The organism is Aliivibrio wodanis, assembly GCF_052920805.1.
Genome location: NZ_JBREXA010000002.1, coordinates 215,295 through 239,644 on the forward strand (window position 1 = coordinate 215,295; position 24,350 = coordinate 239,644).

Sequence of the window (24,350 nt, forward strand, 5' to 3'; positions counted from 1 at the left end):
GATGAATTTAGAAGGCAAAATTGCCTTAGTTACTGGCGCTAGCCGTGGTATTGGTCGTGCGATTGCTGAGCAATTAGTGTCACGCGGAGCAACGGTTATTGGTACAGCAACTTCTGAAAATGGTGCTGCTGCAATCAGTGAGTATCTAGGCGAGAACGGTAAAGGTCTTGCATTAAATGTAACGGATGCAGAATCTATTGCTACAGTACTTAAAACAATTAATGACGAGTTTGGTGCGATTGATATTTTAGTTAATAATGCTGGTATTACTCGTGATAACTTACTCATGCGTATGAAAGATGATGAATGGATGGATATCTTAGATACTAACCTAACGTCAATTTTCCGTTTATCTAAAGCAGTTCTTCGTGGCATGATGAAAAAACGTAATGGTCGTATTATCAACGTAGGTTCTGTTGTTGGTACTATGGGCAATGCTGGTCAAACAAACTACGCAGCAGCGAAAGCGGGCGTAATTGGTTTTACTAAATCAATGGCACGTGAAGTAGCTTCTCGTGGTGTAACTGTAAATACGGTTGCTCCAGGTTTTATCGAAACTGATATGACAAAAGCCTTGAATGATGAGCAGCGAGCTGCAACACTATCATCTGTACCTGCTGGTCGTTTAGGTGACCCTAAAGAAATCGCTGCTGCAGTAGTATTTTTAGCGTCTCCAGAAGCAGCTTACATCACAGGTGAAACTTTGCATGTGAATGGCGGCATGTACATGGTTTAATTTATGAAATTGATTTAAGGGTGACTTAAGTCAATTTTGGGTTAAAATTGCACTAAAAATCACGAATTTCGTGGTTTGACCAGCGATCTTAGCCTTGCAACTTTCTTATTAATGAATAAAATACAGCAAGTATCGCAAATCAGCGAAATCTGTAATTAGGAAAATTAAAAATGAGCAATCTTGAAGAACGCGTAAAGAAAATCATCATTGAGCAACTAGGTGTGGATGAAGCTGAAGTTAAAAACGAAGCATCATTTGTTGATGACCTAGGTGCAGATTCACTAGATACAGTTGAACTAGTAATGGCTTTAGAAGAAGAGTTTGACACTGAGATCCCAGATGAAGAAGCTGAGAAGATCACAACTGTTCAAGCTGCTATCGACTACGTAACTAGCGCACAGTAAGAAATACCTTCCAGGCGGTCATCTTGACCGCCTGAGTTTTTTATACGCTACAATCCCTATCTAATATCAATTAATTCCGGAGAAATATATCGTGTCCAAACGTCGTGTAGTTGTTACAGGCATGGGTATGCTAACACCGGTGGGTAACACTGTTGAAGCATCTTGGAAAGCGCTGTTAGCAGGTCAAAGTGGTATCGGTAATATCGAACACTTTGATACCACTGAGTTTACTACTCGTTTTGCAGGTCTAGTAAAAGACTTTAATGCTGAAGAGTACATGTCTAAGAAAGACGCTCGTAAAATGGATTTATTTATCCAATACGGTGTTGCTGCTGGCATTCAGGCATTAGATGACTCGGGTTTTAACGTTACTGAAGAAAATGCACACCGTATTGGTGCTGCAATTGGTTCTGGTATCGGTGGTCTTGGCTTAATTGAAGCAGGCTACAAAGCATTTACAGAAAGAGGCCCTCGTAAGATCAGCCCGTTTTTCGTGCCTTCAACAATCGTTAATATGATCGCTGGTCATATGTCGATTATGCGTGGTCTACGTGGTCCTAATATCGCAATTTCAACGGCTTGTACGACAGGTCTTCATAATATTGGTCATGCGGCACGCATGATTGCTTATGGTGATGCTGATGCAATGCTAGCGGGTGGTGCTGAAAAAGCATCTACAGAGCTAGGTATGGGCGGTTTTGGTGCAGCTAAAGCACTATCTACAAATAATGAAAACCCTCAAGGCGCATCTCGTCCTTGGGACAAAAACCGTGATGGTTTTGTTCTAGGTGATGGTGCGGGCATGATGGTTCTTGAAGAATATGAACACGCAAAAGCTCGTGGCGCGAAAATCTACTGTGAATTAGTTGGTTTTGGTATGAGCGGTGATGCTTATCACATGACCTCACCAACGCCAGACGGTTCTGGTGGTGCGCTAGCGATGGAAGCTGCCATGCGTGATGCGGGCGTAACGGGTGAACAAATCGGTTATGTTAATGCTCATGGTACTTCAACTCCTGCAGGTGATGTCGCTGAAGTTAAGGGCATTAAACGTGCGCTTGGTGAAGCGGGTACTAAGCAAGTATTAGTATCATCAACAAAATCAATGACAGGTCACTTGTTAGGTGCTGCTGGTTCTGTTGAAGCAATTATCACAGCACTGTCTTTGGTTGATCAAATTGTTCCACCAACGATCAATCTTGATGATCCAGAAGAAGGCCTAGACATTGATCTAGTTCCTCATACTGCTCGTAAAGTAACGAATATGGAATACGCTATTTGTAATTCATTCGGCTTCGGTGGTACGAACGGCTCACTAATCTTTAAGAAAATGTAATAACTTGTTTATGAAGCTTAATTAGTTTCATTCAGTTAGTTATATTTTGAAGGCGGTTTGATATTATATCAAATCGCCTTTTTTATTATCTGGAGTTTCTATGTATTGGATTAATGGTGTTGAATCCGAAACATTACCGATTAATGATCGAAGCACCCAATATGGAGATGGCTTCTTTACCACCATGAAAGTTGAAAATGGTGAAATATGTTTATGGCCTTTTCATTTAGAACGCCTTAGAGTCTCCGCAAAACGTTTAATGATGACGCCTCCTAATTGGCATGAATTAGAAGCGCAGGTTTGCAGTATTGCGAAAAGTATCGCGCTTGGCGGTATTAAAATATTAATTAGCCGGGGGGCTGGCGGTAGAGGTTATTCGCCTGAAGGCTGTGTGACCACTCAAGTCATCGTGTCTGATTTTCAATATCCAAGCCATTATAAGCAATGGCAAAAAAATGGCATTGAATTAGGTGTCTCTACGATTAAGCTTGGTTTATCATCTCCACACCTTGCTGGAATGAAGCATTTAAATCGATTAGAGCAAGTATTAATCAAAGATGAAATAGCAAAAACAGAGACAACTGATGTTGTGGTTCTTGATCTTAATAACAAAGTTATAGAAACCTCGATAGGTAATATTTTTTGGATTAAGGGTGGTAGAATCTTTACTCCTGATTTATCTTTTTCAGGTATAGAAGGGGTGATGAAAAAGCACCTGCAACAGTTGATAGAAAAATCTCAACTAGAGTTAAATGAAGTGAGTGTAGAACTGTGTGAGCTAGAAAATGCTGACGAAGTTTTTATTACTAATGCTTTATTTGAAATTGTGCCAATCAATGCAATTGTTAATACAAAATTCACTCAACATAAATTTACACATAGGTTTCAGGAGAGATTGTACTCGTGCTAAAGAAATTGTTATTCCTTATTTTACTCATAGCGATAGGAGCGGTTGGTGTTGGCTTTTGGGGCTATCAACAAGCGACTCAATTTACAGAGCAACATGTTTTATTAAAGGATGCTCAGTTAATTGAGGTAAAACCAGGTACTAGTTATCGAAAACTGGTCCGTCAGTTTGAACAGAAAGAATGGATTTCAGAGACTAAATGGTCGCGTTTTACTCATAGATTGTTTCCAGAGCTTACTGAAATTAAAGCAGGCACATATTGGGTTGAACCTAACCAATCTTTAGCGACAGTATTAACTCAATTAAAAACAGGCAAAGAGCATCAATTTTCGATTACCTTTGTTGAAGGAAGTCGTTTTTCTGAATGGCAACAACAATTAGAGCAGGCACCTTACTTAGATCATGAACTAAGCAATCTTTCAGAAAAAGAAATTGCGGAGAAATTAGGGGTTGATCGGTCTAAATTAGAAGGGTTGTTCTTAGCAGAAACGTATCATTATACGGCAGGTATGAGTGACTTTGATATTCTAGAGCGATCTCATAATGCGTTAGTGACAGTACTGGATGCAGAGTGGAAAACTAAATCAGCAAACCTACCTTTAAAATCATCTTATGAAGCGTTGATCTTAGCCTCTATTATTGAAAAAGAAACAGCGATTGATTCAGAAAGAGAGCGAGTATCTTCTGTATTTGTTAACCGTTTAAAGCGTGGAATGCGTTTACAAACAGATCCAACTGTAATTTACGGAATGGGAGATAAATACGATGGTAATATTCGTAAAAAAGACCTACGTACGCCGACAGCTTATAATACGTACACAATAAATGGTCTACCGCCAACACCGATTGCAATGGCGGGCCCTGCATCGATAAAAGCAGCTCTTCACCCAGAAACTAGTCGTTATCTTTATTTTGTAGCAGATGGTACTGGCGGTCATAAATTCACGAAATCACTAGTTGAGCATAACAAAGCAGTTAGAGCTTACCTAAGAACCTTAAGAAATTAATCATGTCTAAATTTATTGTAATTGAAGGCCTAGAAGGCGCAGGTAAAAGTACAGCAATTAAAAACGTATTAGCAACGCTTGCTAAGCATGGTATTGATAAACCAGTGACGACAAGAGAGCCAGGCGGTACGCCATTAGCTGAAAAAATGCGTGAGTTAGTTAAACAAGGCCACCCTGATGAACCATTAACGGATATGGCTGAGTTATTACTACTGTATGCAGCACGAGCGCAGCTAGTTGGTAATGTGATTAAGCCGGCATTGGCAAGAGGCGAGTGGGTTGTTGGCGATCGACATGACTTATCTTCACAAGCTTATCAAGGTGGTGGCCGTGGTTTTGATCGTGATTTAATGGCGACAATGCGAAATACAGTTCTTGGTGATTTTAAACCAGACTTCACTATCTATATGGATATTGATCCGAAATTAGGTCTTCAACGCGCATCAGCTCGTGGAGAGTTGGATCGAATTGAGCAGATGAAGCTGGATTTCTTTGAGCGCAGTCGTGAACGTTACTTAGAGTTTGCCAACAGTGATGAAACTATTATTACTATCGATGCTGGGCAAGATTTAGAAACAGTAACGCAATCGATTATTAGTGCATTAGAAACTTGGTTAGCGACTAATGGCAACTAAACTATATCCTTGGCAACAAGGTGTTTGGCAGCAATGGCAGCAATTGATCGCGACAGATCGATTGCCTCATGCCATCTTATGTGCGATGCCTGATGGAACGGGTAGAGATGCTCTTGTTCAGTATTTTTCTGATACGTTATTGTGTTTAACGCAAGGGACTGAACCTTGTGGCTTTTGTCATAGTTGTGGTTTGGTTGAGTCAGGAAACCATCCTGATCTGCACTGGATCAAACCAGAAATAGAAGGTAAATCTATTTCTGTTGACCAGATCCGGCAGTGTAATTCGTGGGCATTAGAATCATCACAATTTAATGCTAAACGAATGATCATTATTGAGCCTGCTGAGAAAATGACAGAGTCGGCAGCCAATGCATTGCTTAAAACATTAGAAGCGCCACCTAAGAACTGTCAATTTGTACTATTAGCTAATTCTGCGCATCACTTATTACCAACAATTCGTAGTCGTTGCCAAGTTTGGTTACAACCTGTGATTAGTGCAGAAGTCATTGCTGAGTGGTTAGCTGAGACGGAAAAACTGACAATAAGCCCACAATCTATTGTCTTGAATAATTATTTACCATTAGCTGTTAAAAGTTTTTATCAAGATAAGAAACAAGCGAGTCACCAACAGCTTCTTGCTCATTTTACGGCTTGTGTAGGATCTTCTTTTTGTGCCACTTCTGATGTGGTTAAAAGCTTAGTTAAGCTAGAAGATGAAGGTCTTTGTTGGTTAAGTTATTTATTGTCCGACATTCAAAAGCGACAATTAGGCGTTGTTATAGGTTGGGTGCATTGTGATGAGCAAGAGAGTATTGAGCGTTTAGCAAAAAGTATCCCAACCAATATAGTTTATAAGCAATATTTAAGCTTGAATGAATTGAGACAACAGTTGAATGTTCACCCTGGGCTAAATAAAGAATTATTATTAACTCAATGGTTATTTGAGTTTATCGGAGAGTAATGTGTTAATTGATTCACACTGTCACTTAGACAAATTAAATTACAGTGATCTACATACTAGCGTTGCAGATGTGCTTGAAAAAGCCAAACAGCGTGGAGTAGAGCAGTTTCTTACTGTAGGGGTAACCTTGGATGCTTTTCCAAATATGATGGAAATGATTAAAGACCATCCTGAAGTTCATGCCTCTTGTGGGATCCACCCTTTAGATGTTGATTCTGAGTTTTGATTTGGCTATTTTCCGTCAATATGCAGCAAATGAGCGTGTTATTGCGATAGGTGAAACGGGTTTAGATTATTTTTATCAACCAGAAAGTGCTCCTCGTCAGCGTGATTTATTTGAGCAGCAAGTAGAAGTTGCTGTTGAGTATAATAAACCATTAATTATTCATACAAGACAGGCTCGAGAAGACACTTTAGCTATTCTAAAAAATGGTCAAGCAGATAAATGTGGTGGTGTAATACACTGCTTTACTGAAGATTGGGAATTTGCAGAAGCGGCGATGGATTTAGGTTTTTACATTTCTATATCAGGAATTGTAACGTTTAATAAAGCAGCTGAATTGAAAGATGTGGTTCGCCGCTTACCTTTAGAACGTATTTTAGTTGAGACCGATTCTCCATATTTAGCTCCAGTTCCATTTCGAGGGAAAGAGAATCAACCTGCTTATGTAAGGGATGTCGCTGAGTATATTGGCTTGTTAAAAGGGAAATCAATTGAAGAGATTGCTCAAGTAACCACCAATAATTTCAAAAAACTTTTTTTGAACAAATAATTTGAATTTGTTGATAAAATAATCAAAAGAGAGGCTTGGGTCTCTCTTTTTTTTATTAAATTGATTTTTTACAGGTTTTGATTACTTATTTTATAAGTAATCGATTGCGGAAGCTGTTTATTTGCCCTATCTATTTTTGTTGCTAAAAATAACATTTGTTTTTCTACTATTTTTTGTTATTTATGATACAAATCATTGGTTTATATTTAAGTTGTATTTTTTGTATTACTTTTACTACGCCTTGCTTTTGTGATCGCTGCAGGGTTTTAAAACAATAAATGAAAACATGCTAGAAAGTGTTTTTACATAGGTCTATATTTAGCGACAGTTTGATTAGAGACACGATTACTTACAATTATGTTAGTTACATTAGGCAAGGGGGATATTGCCGTAATTCACTAGTAGGTCTTGAATGTTTCAATTGTATTTATAAATATTAGGAGCAAAACCATGTTTAAACACCTTTTTGCCAATCTACAGAAAGTTGGTAAGGCACTTATGTTGCCTGTATCAGTTCTTCCTGTAGCTGGTATTCTTTTAGGGGTTGGTGCAGCCAACTTTAGTTTCCTTCCTGAAGTGGTTTCTCACTTAATGGAACAAGCTGGTGGTTCAGTATTTGGTCAAATGGCTCTGCTATTTGCTGTAGGTACTGCACTTGGTTTTACAAACAATGATGGTGTTGCTGGTCTAGCAGCTGTTGTTGGTTACGGCATCATGGTTGCTACACTTAAAGTGATGGCAACAGTAATGGGTGTTGATGGTATCGAGACTGGTGTTCTTGGTGGTATCCTTGCTGGTGGTGTTGCTGGTTGGGCTTTCAATAAGTTCTACCGTATTCAACTTCCAGAATATTTAGGCTTCTTCGCTGGTAAGCGTGCAGTACCAATCGTAACTGGTTTTGTTTCTATTGCTCTAGGTCTTGTACTTTCTATCGTTTGGCCTCCAATCGGTGGCGCAATTGCGGCATTCTCTGATTGGGCTGCTAACCAAAACCCAGTAATGGCATTTGGTATTTATGGTGTAATTGAACGTTCTCTAATTCCTTTTGGTCTTCACCATATCTGGAACGTACCTTTCTTCTACGAAGCAGGTTCTTGTGTGAACGCTGCTGGTGAGCAAGTAAATGGTATCATGACTTGTTTCCTTACTGCTGATGACGCATCTCGTGCTGCAGGTAACGGTTTCGGTCAACTGGCTGGTGGTTACTTATTCAAAATGTTCGGTCTTCCTGCTGCTGCAATCGCGATTGCACATTCAGCAAAACCTGAAAACCGCGCTAAAGTAATGGGTATCATGGCTTCTGCTGCGTTAACTTCATTCCTTACAGGTATTACAGAACCAATTGAATTCGCATTCCTATTTGTTGCCCCTGTTCTTTATGCAATCCACGCAGTACTTGCTGGTGTAGCATACATGCTAACTAATGCATTAGGTGTTGTTCACGGTCACACGTTCTCAAATGGTTTTATTGACTTTGTTGTTCAATCACCACGCGCAGAAAACATGCTTCTTCTTGTTGGCTTAGGTATTGCTTACGCTGTAATCTACTACATCGTATTCCGCGCTGTAATCAAAGCGATGGATCTTAAGACTCCAGGTCGTGAAGATGAAGACGAGAATGCAGGACCTGCTGTTACTGGTTCTGAATTAGCAGGTGAACTAGTTGCTGCATTTGGTGGTAAAGAGAACATCACAAACCTTGATGCTTGTATTACTCGTTTACGTGTTTCTGTAGCAAGTGTTGAAGCGGTAAATCAAGATAAACTGAAACAACTTGGCGCTGCAGGTGTTGTTGTTGCAGGCTCTGGTGTTCAAGCTATCTTCGGTACTAAGTCTGATAACTTGAAAACAGATATGAATGAGTGGATTACTCATAACTAATTATCATTTTTATCGATGAATAATAAAAGGAGACCTTCGAGTCTCCTTTTTTGTTTTTCTAAGTTGAGTAAATTGAAAATAAATAGAAGTGCTATTTTTCAGGAAATATGAATTCCTGGTTTGACTCTAACCAAGTAGGGTACTTCCTCATTACAGATAGGAATAATTCTGACTCAATAAAAGCAATTAACCAGCGATATACGTTTTGATATTTGCTGTTGGTAAACCAATTAATATCAACAAATGCAAATTGTCGAATGAAAGGTAAGATAGCAATATCAGCAAAACTGTATTCATCATTAAATAGCATGTTTGAATTAGTTAACAGTCGTTCTAATTTTTCTAAAAATATCTCACCTTGCTCACGGTAATAGATTTCTGAATGTTCAGGGTAGCGATCAGCGTATTTGTATTTATCTAACCACCCTTTAAAGGTGCTATCATTTTCTTTAATTAGTAGATGCATTTCAGGTGTTGTTGATAAAAGTAGTACTGAGCCATCTAAAGCCCATTTCATAATATCTAAGCTTTCATCTATCACATGCCCATTTTTTTCTATTAGAACAGGGACAGTGCCTTTAGGAGATGCTTGTATCATTGCTTCAGGTTTATGTTTCAATATGATTTCGCGAAGTTGTACAGATTTATTTGAAAGAACAAGCCCAAGCCGTGCTCGCATAGCGTAAGGACATCGACGAAATGAGTAGAGAGTAGTCATTCTTACCTTCTAAATTAATTTAAAATGAAACTGCAAAAATAAAAAAGCAGATCCGAAGATCTGCTTTAAGATTAGCATTTTCTAGTTTCTAGTTTCTAGTTTCTAGTTTCTAGTTTCTAGTTTCTAGTTTCTAGTTACTGTTCATCGCTTTACGGATACAGAAGGCAGCGCCTCCCCAAGTGATCCCTAAGCCAAGAACCATCATAATTATTGCACCAGTTGTCATATTAAGCCTCCTTGCTTGATTTATTAATAACGATACCCACGACTAACATTGCGGCTATAAGCCCCCAACCTAGTAGCAGTAAATCTGATTGAGCATAACCACCATAACCATCGGTTAATGTATTAACGATGTTTGTTCCTAAGATAACCACTAGGAATGCAGGGCTTACAAAACGTAAGCAGATCTCAAACCATTTACCAACCGTAAACTCAGATATTTTATTTACGTGAGAGCGGATATCAGCAAGTTTCACTAACCAACCCATAATAAACAGTTCAATTAGACAGCTTGTTAGTAGCGCAATGTTATTAATAAAGTAATCAACTAAATCAAGCAGTAGTAGGCCGCCATTAGTTGCAAACGCCATTGAAACTACTAAGCCAACACCACACACAACAGACGCTGCTTTTTTACGTGACCAATTTAATTTATCAATGAAAGCAGAAGTCACCGCTTCAATGATCGATATGTGAGAACTTAATCCCGCAACAACCAAAGCAAAGAAGAACAAAGGACCAAGAATATAAGGAGCAGGCAGTAAGTTAATAGCAGCAGGAATAGTAACAAAGGCAAGGCCAACACCTGCACTAACCACTTCTGTTAATGGCTTACTTTGCTCATGTGCCATGTTTCCTAAAATAGAAAAGATAAGAATACCGGCGATAATTGAGAAGCCACAGTTAATTAATACTGTCATGAAGGCATTATTATTCACATCTGATTTCTCAGGTAAGTAACTTGAATAAGCTAGCATGATGGCAAAGCCGACACTTAGGGTAAAGAAGATCTGACCATAAGCCGCTGACCATACTTTAGGATCTGTGATTTTGCTAAAATCAGGTTGGAATAGGTAGTTTAGACCATCTAGAGCACCTGGTAGAGTTATCATTCTACCGATCAAAGCAACAACCATTATAAACAGTAAAGGCATCATGATTTTACTTGCACGCTCTATACCTCCTTTAACACCACTAAAAATAGCGACAAAAGTAATAGCCCAAGCAATAACCATTGGTATGGCAATATGCCATTGAATACTACCTAATTTACTTGGTGAGTTATCGCCTAGTTTGAGATATTCACTAAAGAAGTAGGCGTTAGTATCTTGTCCCCAGCTTTGTGTAAAAGACATACTAAAGTAAGAAATCGCCCAGCCAATAACGGCAACGTAATAAACTGCAATCACAGCAGCTATTAATACTTGAAACCAACCAAGCCATTCATACTTTTGGTTTAATTTAGCAAATGTTCGTGGTGCAGAGCCTCTGAATTTATGGCCCATACCAAATTCCATAATCATAAATGGAATACCGGCAGTTAGCATTGCAAATAGATAAGGGATGAAGAAAGCACCGCCACCATTCTCATACGCCATGTATGGAAAACGCCAAATATTACCAAGACCTATAGCAGATCCTACTGCGGCAAGAATAAATCCAGCACGAGATCCCCATTGTTCACGCTTCATAAAACACTCCTTTAAAAAACTTTTCCCTGAGAATTGAAGCTTATTTAGTATCATTCTCTACTTAAATTGAAATAAATTTGCTCAAACTAGAGGTATTAGCTAAGCATTACAGGAAGATTACCTATAAATACTTGTTAAGGCAATATTAACAAAAAGTAGATTTATATAGTTTGATTAGTGTTTTATTCTGATTTTTTCGGTTTTAAAAGAGGGATGATCTTGTAATGTTGCCTTGATCTGGGGAGTGCTGTTGTTGATTTAAGGTTAAGTAATTGATTGTATTTTTATAAAAAAGTATGAATCGATGAGAAAGTGAGCATCTTATAATTAATTATCGAAAATTAAATACTCACTTTTCTTTATGATGTTTTAAAAATTAAAACGTAATCCAAGATTTCCTTGAATTTGATTCATCCAACTTGCTTCATATCGAATAACACAAGCACTGTGAGTTGAACCTACACCACAAGCGCTATCAAAATCACTATCAACTGAGGTTGCCAGCCAACGAGCTTCAAGCTGTAGAGCAATGTTGTCAGTAAAATGATATTGTAAACCAGTAAAAGCCCCACCTGAAAATTGAATAGTATCATCGCTCCAATCAACGTCAGTGTAAGTTGCGCCTAGGCTAAGACCAAAAAATGAATTTAAATTTGTCGTTAATGGAAAATCAAGAGCGCTTTGAAAGTGCAAATAATCAAAGCGAGACTTATTGCCTAACGACTTTACTTCACTGCTTTGGGTGCTATAAAAGAGACCTATGCGGCCTGCATCATAGTCAGTTTCAACTGTAAAAGATAAGGAACTGTCATTTTCGACTTTGAAAGTATCACCATCTTTATTTTCAACCATACCACCTGTCGCGATACCAATAGCAGGAGTTATATACCATTGTGCCATCAAAGGAAGAGGTGTGATGGCTAATAATCCAAGTAATGCTATCCGTTTCATTTTTTCTCCTATTTATTATAAGTCATATTTTTTAGCCTAAAGTTAGGGGTATTATGCTGACATTGTGATGCTAATACCAACTTGTTATTGTACTTCCCCTAATTCCTTGAAGATACTTCAAATTACTGTTAAATTTTTGTTATCAAACAAGAGTAGGGAGAGGTCGTTATGGACAGTGATTTTAAATTTGCACTTATTACAACGGTAGCTGTTTTTTCAGGATTAGCTTTTTTTGGAAGTTTGGTTTTGATGGCATGAAATACAAAACAAGCAAAAGCAGATAAAAAGAAAAGAGCAATCAATAGGTTATTGGTTGCTCTTTTTAGTTTCTGATGTCGTAGACTATAATCAATAGATTAAAAGAAAGAGGTTATTTACGCTAGCGCTTGGATCGGTAAATAGGCCTGCCAAGCATTTGCGTATAGTGATTGAGATAACACTCTTAATTTAGCAACACGAGCTTGCTCAAATTCAGTGAACTCTCTATTTTCAACCAGTGTTAAACGCTCGATATTTTGAATTTCTTCGTACAGTTTATGCTCTGCTCCATTCTTTACCGTTGCAATCTCTTTTAAGTGCAGTTGTATTTCGGCAACTAATTTTGTTTTTGGTAGCTCTACCAATAACTTAATATCGCGATAGCCTGATTTGGCTGGCTCTGCAAAACGATTAGTGACACTCAGTACGGTTGTCTCTCTATTTATTGATTCATAAGCTGTAACTAAATCAGGTATTGAATCGGCAACCACCGTAGCTCTTGCCATGTCGGTTAATTTATTTACCTGACCATTTAATTCTTGTTCAATCTTTAATAAAGCGCGCTCGGTACTTTTTACACCTGCAAATTGAGGTTGGGCATTTGATATTAATGCGGTCTCTTTGCAGATATTTTCTAATTCTCTCTGAGCTTGATGAGCCTTAGAATTTAAAATATCAAAATCATCATAAGGTTGATGTGAGAAATGGTTCCAACTTTGAATTGAAAGTAGGCCATTTAGACTATGAAGGACATGTTGATGATCGATCTCTGATTGGTTTGCTTCTTGATAATCAGGTTCAATAAACTCAATTAATGAGGAAGCTTGTGCTTGAGGACGTCCAAATACTAAAACCATAAGGACTGCGGCACGGGCAAACTTTTTCATTCTTTTTCCTTAGCAAGACAGAAAGAAATAGCAACTAAGTAGACTGCATCTTAGCAACACCTACTAAAGAAATATGGGCACACTTAGCAGATTCAAGAGCTGAAAATTATCATTGTTTTTGTTTGAGTTAAGCATCACAGAATTACAATTCTTGACGTTAAATTAAGGTCAATTTTTGAACTTTTTCTTTTTGAAATTGAAAGCAATTGTAAATAACCGATTTTTAATTAAATGAAGAGATGAAATAGATAATAGTTCAAAGTGGGTTTTTACTCACAAAGTCTGTTATTTAGCGGGTAAATGTGTAAAATCGAATCTTCTTTTTTATACCGAAATTTAGAGTACAAGTAGGTTATCTATGACAGCAACAAATGAATTATTGCAGGATTTAAAAGCTCGTGGGCTTATTGCACAGTGCACAGCAGACGAAGAATTAGCTGAGCACCTTTCAACTGACTGTCGTACTCTCTATTGCGGTTTCGATCCGACAGCAGACAGCCTACACATTGGTAGCCTAGTACCTTTGTTAGTACTTAAGCGTTTTCAACAAGCGGGTCACAAGCCATTAGCGCTTGTTGGTGGGGCAACTGGTCTGATTGGTGATCCAAGCTTTAAAGCGGCTGAGCGTCAATTAAATACATCAGACGTTGTTGGTGATTGGGTAAATAAAATCCGCACTCAAGTTTCTGCTTTTGTTGAGTTTACAGAAGAGAAAAATGGCGCAGAAGTTGTTAACAACCTAGATTGGATCGGTGAAATCAATGTAATCGAATTCATGCGTGACATTGGTAAGCATTTCAGCGTAAACGCAATGATTCAAAAAGAATCGGTAAAACAGCGTATTGACCGTGAAGGTTCTGGCATCTCATTTACTGAGTTCAGTTATATGCTTCTTCAATCGTATGACTTTGCGGCATTAAACAAAGCTAAAGAGTGTACGTTACAAATTGGCGGTTCTGATCAGTGGGGTAACATCACTGGTGGTATCGATCTAACTCGTCGTATGAACCGTAATAAAGTGTTTGGTTTGACTTTACCGCTAGTAACTAAATCTGATGGTACTAAATTTGGTAAGACGGAATCAGGTACGATTTGGTTAGACCCAAGCAAAACATCTCCATACGCATTCTACCAATTCTGGTTGGGTACTGCTGATGCTGATGTGTATGATTTCCTACGTTTCTTCACTTTCCTATCTGTAGATGAAATTGCTGCAATTGAAGAAAGTGATAAAAGTGTTCAAGGTCGTCCTGCTGGTCAAGGTATTCTTGCTAAAGAAGTGACTCGTTTAGTTCATGGTGAAGAGGGCTTAGCGTCTTCTGAGCGTATCACTGAAGCATTGTTCTCTGGTGATTTAGCCTCTCTAACTGAAACTGATTTAGCACAATTAGCACAAGATGGCTTGCCAAGCACTGAGCTTGAAGCGTCTGAGCAAACTATCGTTGAAGTACTGACTCAATCTGAATTAGCAAAATCAAATAAGATGGCGCGTGAATTTATTGGTAATGGTGCAGTTTCAGTAAACGGCGAGAAAGTTGTTGATTCTGAAGTTGTTCTTAAGAAAGAAGACGCATTGTTTGGTAAATACAGCGTAATCAAACGTGGTAAAAAACTGTTTAACCTATACGTTTGGAAATAAGAATAAATTAATAGTGGAGTAGGGAGTCCTATTTCATTGTTTTATATTCGGATAATAAAAAAGCGAACCATCTGGGTTCGCTTTTTTTATGCCTGTTAATTTTTTCTATTTATACCATTCTGGATAAGTAGTTGTTCAGATAATTGTGTAGGAAAAATCGATTAGAGCAAGGCATAAATTACAGTAACTAGTGGATCTAATTACAAAATTTATAACGCAGATATAATCGATTTTAACAAGCAAGAATGATCAAATACTTATGTAGATTGGTATTAATTAACGGTGCTTTGGTTTACGTTTAGCACCAGTACCGCTTGGCTTATTCGCAGTTGGTTTATTACCCGTAGGCTTGTTACCACCAGTCGCTTTAGGTTTGCCATTACCACTTGGTTTATTGTTTGAATAACCATTACGAACGCCATTTTTTTGTCCGCTTGATGCTGGCTTATCTGAACCCGTATTTCCACTAGGTTTTCCACCATTACCATTGCGTTTTTGACCTTGACCTTGACCTTGAGAACTAGGCTTACCGTTATGGTTATTCTTATTTTGGCCGCCACGGTTGTTACTATTACGTGGGTCACCATCAAACTGTGCTTGAGTATGCTTAGTTGCAAAACGTTTCGCGCCGTGACGTCCTGTTTGACGACGTTCCGCTGGTGTTTGTGTATCGATATCATCTTCAGGAACTAAACAGTGTGGCTTGTCACCAATAAGGTGCTTTTTGCCCATCTCTGTTAGTGCTTCACGGATCATTTTCCAGTTTTTAGGATCGTGATAACGTAATAAACCTTTATGTAGTCGACGTTGACGCTCACCTTTAGCAACGGTCACATCTTCACGCTTTTTATATTTCACACGTTTCAGTGGGTTGGTTTCTGAGTAATACATTGAGGTTGCATTACACATTGGTGATGGATAGAAGTTCTGAACCTGATCACACTCAAGGTTGTTCTTCTTCAACCACATCGCTAGGTTCAGCATGTCTTCATCTTCTGTTCCCGGGTGAGCAGAGATAAAGTAAGGGATAAGATATTGTTTCTTACCGGCTTCTTGGCTGTATTTTTCAAACATAGACTTGAAGCGATCGTACGTTCCCATACCTGGCTTCATCATTAAATCTAATGGGCCTTTTTCGGTATGCTCAGGTGCAATTTTTAAATAACCGCCAACGTGGTGAGTTACTAGTTCACGTACGTATTCTGGAGACTCAATCGCTAAATCGTAACGAACACCAGAAGCAATTAATACTTTCTTCACGCCTTTTACTTTGCGCGCTTCACGGTACAAATCAATTGTATGTACGTGATCAGTATTTAACTTGTCACAGATCTTAGGGAAAACACATGAAGGGCGACGACAGGTTGCTTCCGCTTTAGGAATAGAACAGCCTAAACGATACATGTTCGCTGTTGGGCCACCAAGATCTGAAATTGTGCCAGTAAACCCTGGAACTTTGTCACGAATTTCTTCTAATTCATTAATAATAGATTCTTTAGAGCGGTTCTGAATAATACGACCTTCGTGTTCAGTAATACTACAGAACGAGCAGCCACCAAAACAACCACGCATAATGTTGACTGAGGTTTTAATCATGTCATATGCAGGGATCTTTGCTTTGCCGTACATAGGATGAGGTACACGTGCATAAGGCAGATCAAACACAAAATCCATTTCTTCTGTAGTTAGAGGAATTGGTGCTTGGTTTACCCATAATTCACGATCACCATGACGCTGGATTAATGCACGACCAGAATATGGATTGGTTTCTAAATGCATAATACGACTAGCGTGAGCATAAAGAATACGGTCACCGTTTAGTTTTTCATACGGTGGAATTCGAATCGCTGTTGTTTTTGAATCGTGACTTGAAGCACGAACCGTAATAACTTGCGGTTGTTCTTCTTTTACTTCGGCTTTGTTAGTTTCGCACTGCTCTTCTGTTGCGTATGGATTGATTGGAACAAAAGCGGCTTTACCTGGTTTCTCTATACGAGAAGAATCAATGATTTTAAAGCCTTCAGGTTCTGCGGGTAGATTCACCGCAGTACCACGAATATTGGTCATTGTTTTAACATCTTCGCCACTAGCAAGGCGATGAGCCACCTCAACTAAAGCACGCTCAGCATTACCAAACAGAAGTATGTCACCTTTGGCATCAAACAGTACTGAGCGACGAACTTTATCAGACCAGTAATCGTAATGTGCTAAACGGCGTAGACTTGCCTCTATGCCACCTAAAACAATAGGCGTATCTTTAAACGCTTCACGACAACGTTGAGAATATACCAATACAGCACGGTCAGGACGCTTACCACCTTCATTGTTTGGGGTATAAGCATCATCATGACGAAGTTTTCTATCTGAGGTATAACGGTTGATCATTGAATCCATGTTACCCGCGGTGATACCAAAGAATAAATTTGGTTGACCAAGAGTCATGAATTCGTCTTTATTATCCCATTTTGGTTGGGCAATGATACCAACGCGGAAGCCTTGTGCTTCTAACAAACGTCCGATGATCGCCATACCAAAACTTGGGTGATCCACGTACGCATCCCCAGTTACAATGATAATGTCGCAGCTATCCCAACCAAGTTGGTCCATTTCTTTACGAGAAGTAGGAAAGAAAGGGGCTGTTCCATAGCATTCTGCCCAGAATTTAGGGTATTCGTTTATTGGAGTTACGTTGTGCATTAGTTCACCTCAGAATTTGGAGGCCGAATTATACCGATTTGCGAGTGATTTAACCAGAAAATAAAGCCCTCAGTATAAGTAGGGGCGTCTAATAGCAAGATAGAACTAGATGTATAAACGGCATAAATAGGTAATAGATATGGCTAAAAAAGAGAGGGTAAAAATGATAGCCGTGTCTTTAATCATGGAGAATGTACTCGTCTTATTTTAAATATTGATACGTGAAATGTATCTTTATTCTATAAAAGTTACGTGAGCATTAGGTAAATTGTCTGTCAGGAAACTGCCTATTTAATAATAGCATCACAGAATTAAATGGAAAAATAACAGATAAATTAAAAAAAACGCCAGTAGTATTAAGCTACTGGCGTAAATTAGTTGCTTACCTATTTAACAGATTAAGCGTACATTGGAACTAATACCATTGTGCCTACAATTACTGTGATTAAGCCACAGATAACAGGAACAGAGGTACGTTTCACTACTTCAAATGGGCTGATTTTAGCCATACCCGATGTCGCAACGATAACACCTGATACTGGTGAAATAGTACGACCAAGGTTAGATGCTTGAAGCATTGGAATGATAAGGAACGCAGGGCTTAAACCCATTTTTTCAGCAAGTTGCGGAGCAAGCTCAACAAACGCATAGAATGGAGCATTACCAGAACCCGTTGCGATAGCAGCAGCAACCGTTAAACCAGTAAGAAGAAGCATTAAGGCTACACCACCAGCCCCCGCTTTATCAGCTAGGTGTAGAAGGTTATCAATTGCACCAACAGACATTAGACCTTGTGCAAATACACCAGCAGCAACCAATAGCATTACCACGCCTTTAAAGGCATCAGCCATACCAGCGTAGCAAGATTCTAGGTCTTCTAGTGTAGCTCTGCCATTGAAACGATTAGTTATAAAGTTAATGACTGCACCGATGAAGATTGAAGCAACAACGATGGTATAAATATCTAGAGATAAGCCTGGGATAGTTTCACCATTGAAGACAAAAACACCAACGATTGGTAAGAAAGGTAAAATCGCGTAGTAAGAAGGCGCGTTTACTTCCATTGCAGAAATATCCACTTTTTCCATCGGTGTATTTTCTTTCTTATCTAGGTATTTATTCCAGAAGAAAGCGGCAGCAGCCATAACAATGATTGCACAGATAGAAACAGGTAATACTGTTTCAACAGCAAAACTGTGTAGAGGCATACCCGATTTTTCTGCTGCAACAATAACGTCACCAGAAGTTGGCGAAAGAATGATGGCTGCTGGAGATGCACAGACTGCAACTGCTGCAGGACGGGAGATACCCATCGCTGTCATCATAGGGAATAACGTTGCCATTAGTAGCACACCAAGACCTGTAGCAGAACTTACAGCAAGAGACATTAAACAAGCAACGATATAAGCTGCTACCAGTAAAACGTAAGGTGATTTAATAAAAGCTAATGGTTTAGAGAATTGTTTTACAACAACATTGTTTGCGCCAATGTGAGTCATGTAAGAAGCAAAACCACAAAGTAGCATGATCTGCATACCTAGGCCGCCCCCACGATATTGCAGCATATATTTTACGTATTCTAGTGCATCTGTTAATAAGTTACCTGTCGCGGTAACTTTTGCAGGTAAAACGGTATGACCTAATAAGCCTGCAATAATAAGTAATGCTAAACCAGCAGTTAGTAGTACCCCAGCCGCCTTGTATCCTTTTACGATAAAGTACCCCACCAACACGGTGATTACTAAACCAATCATTAACTCCAACATGGAATTTTCCCCTATTAAATTTCAAAAATACAAAAATTGTGTAACTTATATACATTTTCTTACACATTTCGTAATAGAAACTTACCTAATTTTTATCTGTGGCACATCTGATACTTGAACTCTCTATGATCTAAAACAAATAATAAATAATACTGTTAATAGCATGCTACTTTAGTGTTAATCGTCTTATTCTAAAAGGATGAAAATTTGAAAATAGAGAGATGGAATTATGAGAGATCGAATAATGTGATGTTTTTTTTCCATCACTAGACGAAGTGAAAATAGCGTTTATACTATTGTCATTCTAAATCGGTGGCGTAATTATGTTTTTTCAAACCTTACAATATATTTTGATCCCCGCACTGCTAGGTGCACAAATCCTATTAACCATTATCTTAAATAAAGGTGATATTTGTCCCGGTCAGCGTGGGCGCATCCATAAATGGTTACCCGTATTGATTTTAGGTTGGTGTGTTGTTGCTGGATTTGGTATGACTTATGCCTCGATTTTTGCCATTAATTTTGTTCCAGCGATAGCTATTGCTGCTTTCTATTTGAGTGTTAAAACTGGAAAAACTCGTGATAAAGGACCATTGATTGTTATGGCATTATCTAATGGTTTTGCAGGAGCAAGTTTTGTTAATTTAGCCTTGGGTTCAGGTTCATTTACACAGTTATTTTTTGCAATCACAGGTCCATTTTTATTTGGAGCGTTATTAACGCATCTTCTTTTGACGTTGGCGCGAACTCGCTTACAAGCATTTCATAAATTATTGCCGATTAGTGGTGTGGTGAGTGGAATTGTTATGGCTATTATTTTGCTGTGCCAAACGTTAAGTATTCATGAGATATTTTTGGATAAGATGGCGGTTAAGTTAGGTATTGCATTAGGCTTGATGCTATTAAGTATTGGTTTGTGGAGCTTTCACTTATTTAAACAACAAGCTGTAAAGTGGCAAATGTTGCTTGCTTCTAGCGTTATTATGGCTATTTCTGGTTATTATCAATTTCAGTTGTTTTTTGTGATGTAGGGCACGCATTACTTTCTAAAACTGATCTAATCTAAGGGTGTCTCTTAAGCAACATGGAGGGTGAAGATTGGATTTAAGTAATGCTCACGGACTAGAAAGTGGAATTCTACTCGGCATCATTAATGAAAAATTGCGATTGGAATGTCACAGTCTAGAAGAATTGTCCAGCGTGTATGAGCTTGATACACAAGGAGTTCAAGACAAGCTCAGTGGCTTGGGTTATCAATACGACCCATTAACGAATCAATTTAAAAATAGATAAGTTTTAAATTAACGCAATAGAAATAAAGCAATAGAAGATACCTCGATTTAAGTCATTTTAATTCCATCTAAATGACTCTGGCTCTGCTGTTTCGCAGTAGAGAAAAATGCTTGTAAATATCTTTTATCATGTTCGCTGTCCCTAACGGCAGCGAACAATCTTCTCCACAATCCTTTCCCTAGTGGTTTACTCTCAATTAACCCTTGCCTTGAAAATTCACTGATTGCCCAGTTAGGCAGTGCCGCCACACCTAAGCCCGCCGACACCATTTGTATTAACATTAATGTGTTTTCTGCTTGTTTCCATTTGGCTGGTTCAACATGATTTGGTGATAGGAAGTGCTTTACGACATCTAAGCGCTGTTTTTGTACTGGATATGTCAACATGGTTTGATCGAGTAAATCCTCCGGCTCAATGCACTCTTTATTGGCAAGAGGATGATTTGTTGCCATGACAAGACGCATTTCAAAATCAAACAATGGCTCGTAATGTATCTCACCACGAGGTTGAATGTCAGATGTGATTACTAAATCTAGATCACCATTCACTAATGCAGGTAAAGGTTCAAAACCAAAGCCTGATGAAAAATCTAATTCAACTTCAGGCCAACCAACTTGATATTCTTTAATTGCAGGCATTAGCCATTGAAAGCAAGAGTGACATTCAATCGCCATATGTAATCGGCCATGTAAATCTTCTTTTAGACTGGCAATATCATATTCAGCTCTGGCCATTTTTGGCAAAACCTCATCTGCAAGTTTTAATAAGATCTCACCTTCAGAGGTGAATTTTACTGGGCGTGTTTTTCGTAAAAATACATGATTACCAAGGCGCGCTTCAAAATCTTTCAGTTGGTGAGAAAGGGCTGACTGGGTTAAATGGAGCGCATTAGCCGTTGCGGTTAATGAGCCAGTATCTCGCAATGTAGTTAATGTTTTTAGATGTTTTAATTCAATCATTACTGTACCTCAAGTTCCGTTTGAGTAAGCCTAGTTACCTTCACAGTAAAGTGAAAATAGAACAAAGTAAACATCTAGACGGCTAAATAAAATTAATCCATTTAAATTAAGCGAACACTTAGTTGAAATAAATTCATAATCAAAGTGAAGTATTCGACGTTGTAGACAGTTAGAAAAAAGGTCATTGTTTAGCCATCCAAACGGCTAAGGGAATTAGACAAATGACAACAAAATTAAACAATACAGTAGGAAAAACAGTTACTCATATTTTAGGCTACCCACGAGTAGGTGCTCAACGAGAGTTAAAATTTGCACAAGAAAAATATTGGCGTGGCGAGATAGAGCAAAAAGAATTATTAGCAGTTGGCAGTGAATTACGCCAACGTCATTGGAAAGATCAAACAACATCTGGCCTTGATTTCGTTACTGCGGGTGATTTTGCTTGGTACGATCATGTATTAACGACAAGTTTACTTTTAGGTCACGTACCTGCTCGTCATAATCACGGTTTTCCTGATTTAGACACATTATTTAAAGTGGGTCGTGGTCAATCTCAAAACAGCTGTGGTTGTGGTGAAGCGGCATCAGACATGACTAAGTGGTTTAATACTAATTATCACTATATCGTGCCGGAATTTTCTAAAGACGATAAATTTAACGTTAGTTGGTCACAGCTGTTTGATGAAATTGCAGAAGCGCAAAAGCAGGGGCATACCGTTAAACCGGTACTTCTTGGCCCATTAAGTTATTTGTGGTTAGGTAAAGAAGTGAATGATGAAGAAGTAGAACAAGGGTTTGATCGTTTAGCGCTTCTTCCTCGTTTACTCACCGCTTATCAGGCAATTTTTTCGAAGTTATCTGCGCTTGGTGTTGAATGGGTACAAATTGATGAACCAATTTTAGCGCTTGAGTTACCCAAAGCATGGGCAAATTCATTTAAATTGGCTTATCAAGTGATTCAAAGTGATCTGAAGTTACTATTAACAACCTATTTTGATGGTGTCGAACATCATTTAGATAAGATTACCGAATTAGCAGTAAATGGTTTACATATTGATATATCAGCAGACCCTAAACAATTAGACACGATTGTAGATGCATTACCAAAAGAGTGGGTGTTGTCTGTTGGTGCGATAAATGGTCGTAACGTCTGGCGTGCAGACTTAGAGCGTTTACATGAAAAATTACAACCAGTGAAAGCTAAATTGGGTGATAAGTTGTGGATTGCAAGCTCATGTTCATTGTTGCATAGCCCAGTAGATTTAGATCAAGAAACGGAATTATCACAAGAAACGACACAGTGGTTTGCGTTTGCAAAACAAAAGCTAAAAGAAGTTACTTTGTTAGGTGGTGCACTAGATGGTAACCAAAACGCAATCCTAGCGTGTCACCAATACAGTCAGCCACTGCGTGAACGTGAAACGGCAGAGCACATTAATAAGCCTGCAGTACAGCAACGTTTAGCGGCAATTACTCCTGCGTTAGCAGAGCGAGCAGAAGCGTATTCAGTTCGAGCACAACACCAAGCGGAAAAATTAGGTTTACCATTATTGCCAACTACAACGATTGGTTCATTCCCACAAACCTCAGATATTCGTCAGCAGCGCAGTGCGTATCGTGCAGGTAAATTGAATGAACAAGATTATGTGGCAGCAATGAAAGGTCATATTGCTGATGCAGTTGAGCGTCAAGAGCGTTTAGATTTGGATGTGTTGGTACATGGTGAGGCTGAACGTAATGATATGGTTGAATATTTTGCGGAGAATCTAAATGGATTCCAAGCAACACGATTTGGTTGGGTTCAAAGTTATGGTTCTCGCTGTGTTAAACCGGCTATCGTGGTGGCAGATATTGAGCGTGAAGCTCCAATTACAGTCGATTGGACTCAGTACGCACAGTCTCTAACAACCAAACAAATGAAAGGTATGCTAACAGGCCCTGTAACTATTCTTGGTTGGACGTTCCCACGTGAAGACATTACTCGTAAAGAAATCGCACAGCAGTTAGCTCTAGTATTACGTGATGAGGTTTCTGATCTTCAGCAAGCGGGCATTAATATTATTCAAATTGATGAGCCAGCAATTCGTGAAGGATTACCTATTAAAAAGAGCGATCAAAAAGCGTATTTAGATTGGGCAGTAGAAGCGTTTAAGATCTCAGCGGCAAGTGCGAAATCAGAAACTCAAATTCATACCCACATGTGTTACAGCGAGTTCAATGAAATTATCGAATCAGTGGCAGCGTTAGATGCAGATGTGATCACCATTGAAACGTCTCGTTCAAACATGGAATTATTGAAGGCGTTTGAAGACTTTAATTATCCAAATGAGATTGGACCGGGTGTTTATGATATTCACTCTCCAAACATTCCAAACGAAGAGTGGATTGTTGATTTAATTGAAACCGCAGCAGCAAAAGTGCCTGTTGAGCGTTTATGGGTGAACCCAGATTGTGGTTTGAAAACTCGTAACTGGAAAGAAACAGAAGCAGCGCTTGAAAACATGGTAAAAGCGGCAAAAACGTTGCGTAAGAAATGGCAAGTTAACGCTGCTTAGATAAGAATGACTAATATTACTGGTTAATAACGTTCATTTACGTGGGACCAAATAAAAGCGAAACACCTTCATTTAGGGTTTCGCTTTTTTATTTTACTGTTTTTTAATGAGTCGCTTTATTAACGAGTCGTTACCCAAAGGGCGTGGATCATTCCTGGTACCCAGAAGAAAAGAGTCAGTACAATATTGATTAAGAGATCTTTTCCTACCCCTTTTGCAAAGAAAACACCTAGTGGTGGAAGTAATACACATAAAATAATTAAAACAAGCTTGTTCATATAATCCCTTTTTAA

General features: G+C 38.7%; 22 protein-coding genes and 1 pseudogene. 14 read left to right on the forward strand and 9 right to left on the reverse strand.

The window, feature by feature from the left end; all coding sequences use genetic code 11:
• Position 1: 1 nt before the first annotated feature.
• The 9 genes and pseudogenes from fabG (at position 2) to ptsG (ending at position 8,640) form a co-directional block, all read left to right on the forward strand.
• A complete protein-coding gene (fabG, locus tag ACU5DF_RS08915) occupies positions 2–736 on the forward strand; it encodes a 3-oxoacyl-ACP reductase FabG (protein ID WP_446714213.1) in 735 nt (244 codons plus the stop codon).
• A gap of 170 nt (positions 737–906) precedes the next feature.
• Entirely contained in the window at positions 907–1,140 is a 234-nt protein-coding gene (gene acpP, locus ACU5DF_RS08920; protein ID WP_017051317.1) for an acyl carrier protein, read from the forward strand.
• A gap of 91 nt (positions 1,141–1,231) precedes the next feature.
• Positions 1,232–2,476 (forward strand): beta-ketoacyl-ACP synthase II, encoded by a 1,245-nt coding sequence (gene fabF / locus ACU5DF_RS08925; protein ID WP_045102527.1) that lies wholly within the window; start codon positions 1,232–1,234, stop codon positions 2,474–2,476.
• Positions 2,477–2,576: 100 nt separating this feature from the next.
• Entirely contained in the window at positions 2,577–3,386 is an 810-nt protein-coding gene (pabC, locus tag ACU5DF_RS08930) for an aminodeoxychorismate lyase (RefSeq protein ID WP_446712604.1), read from the forward strand.
• Positions 3,380–4,390: an endolytic transglycosylase MltG gene (mltG, locus tag ACU5DF_RS08935; protein WP_446712605.1), complete on the forward strand. Its 1,011-nt coding sequence runs from the start codon at positions 3,380–3,382 to the stop codon at positions 4,388–4,390. Before pabC ends, mltG begins: the two co-directional genes overlap by 7 nt.
• A 2-nt stretch (positions 4,391–4,392) precedes the next feature.
• Positions 4,393–5,025, forward strand: a complete 633-nt coding sequence (gene tmk / locus ACU5DF_RS08940) for a dTMP kinase (protein ID WP_045102524.1) — start codon at positions 4,393–4,395, stop codon at positions 5,023–5,025.
• The gene (gene holB / locus ACU5DF_RS08945) at positions 5,015–5,986 is read left to right on the forward strand and encodes a DNA polymerase III subunit delta' (protein WP_446712606.1); all 972 of its coding nucleotides are present in this window, start codon (positions 5,015–5,017) and stop codon (positions 5,984–5,986) included. The genes tmk and holB overlap by 11 nt, the downstream gene beginning before the upstream one ends.
• A 1-nt stretch (position 5,987) precedes the next feature.
• A pseudogene (locus ACU5DF_RS08950) lies at positions 5,988–6,759 on the forward strand (TatD family hydrolase).
• A 450-nt stretch (positions 6,760–7,209) separates the two neighbouring features.
• The gene (gene ptsG, locus ACU5DF_RS08955) at positions 7,210–8,640 is read left to right on the forward strand and encodes a PTS glucose transporter subunit IIBC (protein ID WP_045102521.1); all 1,431 of its coding nucleotides are present in this window, start codon (positions 7,210–7,212) and stop codon (positions 8,638–8,640) included.
• A gap of 91 nt (positions 8,641–8,731) precedes the next feature.
• On the opposite strand, the gene ACU5DF_RS08960 is transcribed toward ptsG, so the two are convergent.
• The 4 genes from ACU5DF_RS08960 to ACU5DF_RS08975 all read right to left on the reverse strand — a co-directional run bounded on the left by ACU5DF_RS08960 (position 8,732) and on the right by ACU5DF_RS08975 (position 12,003).
• Complete coding sequence (locus ACU5DF_RS08960; RefSeq protein WP_446712607.1) at positions 8,732–9,358, reverse strand: glutathione S-transferase; 627 nt, start codon at positions 9,356–9,358, stop codon at positions 8,732–8,734.
• 130 nt (positions 9,359–9,488) lie between these two features.
• Positions 9,489–9,584 (reverse strand): MetS family NSS transporter small subunit, encoded by a 96-nt coding sequence (locus ACU5DF_RS08965; RefSeq protein WP_099047736.1) that lies wholly within the window; start codon positions 9,582–9,584, stop codon positions 9,489–9,491.
• A gap of 1 nt (position 9,585) precedes the next feature.
• Positions 9,586–11,052, reverse strand: coding sequence for a sodium-dependent transporter (locus tag ACU5DF_RS08970; protein ID WP_446712608.1), 1,467 nt, complete (start codon positions 11,050–11,052; stop codon positions 9,586–9,588).
• Between the two features lie 369 nt (positions 11,053–11,421).
• Positions 11,422–12,003, reverse strand: a complete 582-nt coding sequence (locus tag ACU5DF_RS08975; protein WP_446712609.1) for a putative outer membrane beta-barrel protein — start codon at positions 12,001–12,003, stop codon at positions 11,422–11,424.
• 168 nt (positions 12,004–12,171) lie between these two features.
• Here ACU5DF_RS08975 and cydH point away from each other — a divergent pair, with 168 nt between their 5' ends.
• Positions 12,172–12,261: a cytochrome bd-I oxidase subunit CydH gene (cydH, locus tag ACU5DF_RS08980; protein WP_099047735.1), complete on the forward strand. Its 90-nt coding sequence runs from the start codon at positions 12,172–12,174 to the stop codon at positions 12,259–12,261.
• Positions 12,262–12,377: 116 nt separating this feature from the next.
• Here the strand turns inward: cydH and ACU5DF_RS08985 are convergent, their stop codons facing one another.
• On the reverse strand, positions 12,378–13,148 hold the full coding sequence (locus ACU5DF_RS08985) for a nucleotidyltransferase family protein (protein ID WP_446712610.1): 771 nt from the start codon (positions 13,146–13,148) through the stop codon (positions 12,378–12,380).
• A 358-nt stretch (positions 13,149–13,506) separates the two neighbouring features.
• Between ACU5DF_RS08985 and tyrS the strand changes: the two genes are divergently transcribed.
• Positions 13,507–14,787 carry a tyrosine--tRNA ligase gene (gene tyrS / locus ACU5DF_RS08990; RefSeq protein ID WP_446712611.1) on the forward strand — a complete coding sequence of 427 codons (1,281 nt, stop codon included), beginning with the start codon at positions 13,507–13,509 and terminating at the stop codon, positions 14,785–14,787.
• Between the two features lie 276 nt (positions 14,788–15,063).
• On the opposite strand, the gene ACU5DF_RS08995 is transcribed toward tyrS, so the two are convergent.
• Together ACU5DF_RS08995 and dcuC are read right to left on the reverse strand one after the other, a co-directional pair.
• Positions 15,064–17,484, reverse strand: coding sequence for a YgiQ family radical SAM protein (locus tag ACU5DF_RS08995; RefSeq protein ID WP_446712612.1), 2,421 nt, complete (start codon positions 17,482–17,484; stop codon positions 15,064–15,066).
• 398 nt (positions 17,485–17,882) lie between these two features.
• Entirely contained in the window at positions 17,883–19,250 is a 1,368-nt protein-coding gene (dcuC, locus tag ACU5DF_RS09000) for an anaerobic C4-dicarboxylate transporter DcuC (RefSeq protein WP_446712613.1), read from the reverse strand.
• Positions 19,251–19,573: 323 nt separating this feature from the next.
• Here dcuC and ACU5DF_RS09005 point away from each other — a divergent pair, with 323 nt between their 5' ends.
• Together ACU5DF_RS09005 and ACU5DF_RS09010 are read left to right on the forward strand one after the other, a co-directional pair.
• The gene (locus tag ACU5DF_RS09005) at positions 19,574–20,281 is read left to right on the forward strand and encodes an HI_1241 family integral membrane domain (RefSeq protein WP_446712614.1); all 708 of its coding nucleotides are present in this window, start codon (positions 19,574–19,576) and stop codon (positions 20,279–20,281) included.
• Between the two features lie 67 nt (positions 20,282–20,348).
• On the forward strand, positions 20,349–20,543 hold the full coding sequence (locus ACU5DF_RS09010) for a DUF4250 domain-containing protein (protein ID WP_045102512.1): 195 nt from the start codon (positions 20,349–20,351) through the stop codon (positions 20,541–20,543).
• 47 nt (positions 20,544–20,590) lie between these two features.
• Here the strand turns inward: ACU5DF_RS09010 and ACU5DF_RS09015 are convergent, their stop codons facing one another.
• Positions 20,591–21,502, reverse strand: a complete 912-nt coding sequence (locus tag ACU5DF_RS09015) for a LysR substrate-binding domain-containing protein (protein WP_446712615.1) — start codon at positions 21,500–21,502, stop codon at positions 20,591–20,593.
• Positions 21,503–21,723: 221 nt separating this feature from the next.
• On the opposite strand from ACU5DF_RS09015, the gene metE reads away from it, so the two are divergent.
• On the forward strand, positions 21,724–24,057 hold the full coding sequence (metE, locus tag ACU5DF_RS09020) for a 5-methyltetrahydropteroyltriglutamate--homocysteine S-methyltransferase (protein ID WP_446712616.1): 2,334 nt from the start codon (positions 21,724–21,726) through the stop codon (positions 24,055–24,057).
• 119 nt (positions 24,058–24,176) lie between these two features.
• On the opposite strand, the gene ACU5DF_RS09025 is transcribed toward metE, so the two are convergent.
• Positions 24,177–24,335, reverse strand: a complete 159-nt coding sequence (locus ACU5DF_RS09025; RefSeq protein ID WP_122033882.1) for a YqaE/Pmp3 family membrane protein — start codon at positions 24,333–24,335, stop codon at positions 24,177–24,179.
• Positions 24,336–24,350 lie beyond the last annotated feature (15 nt).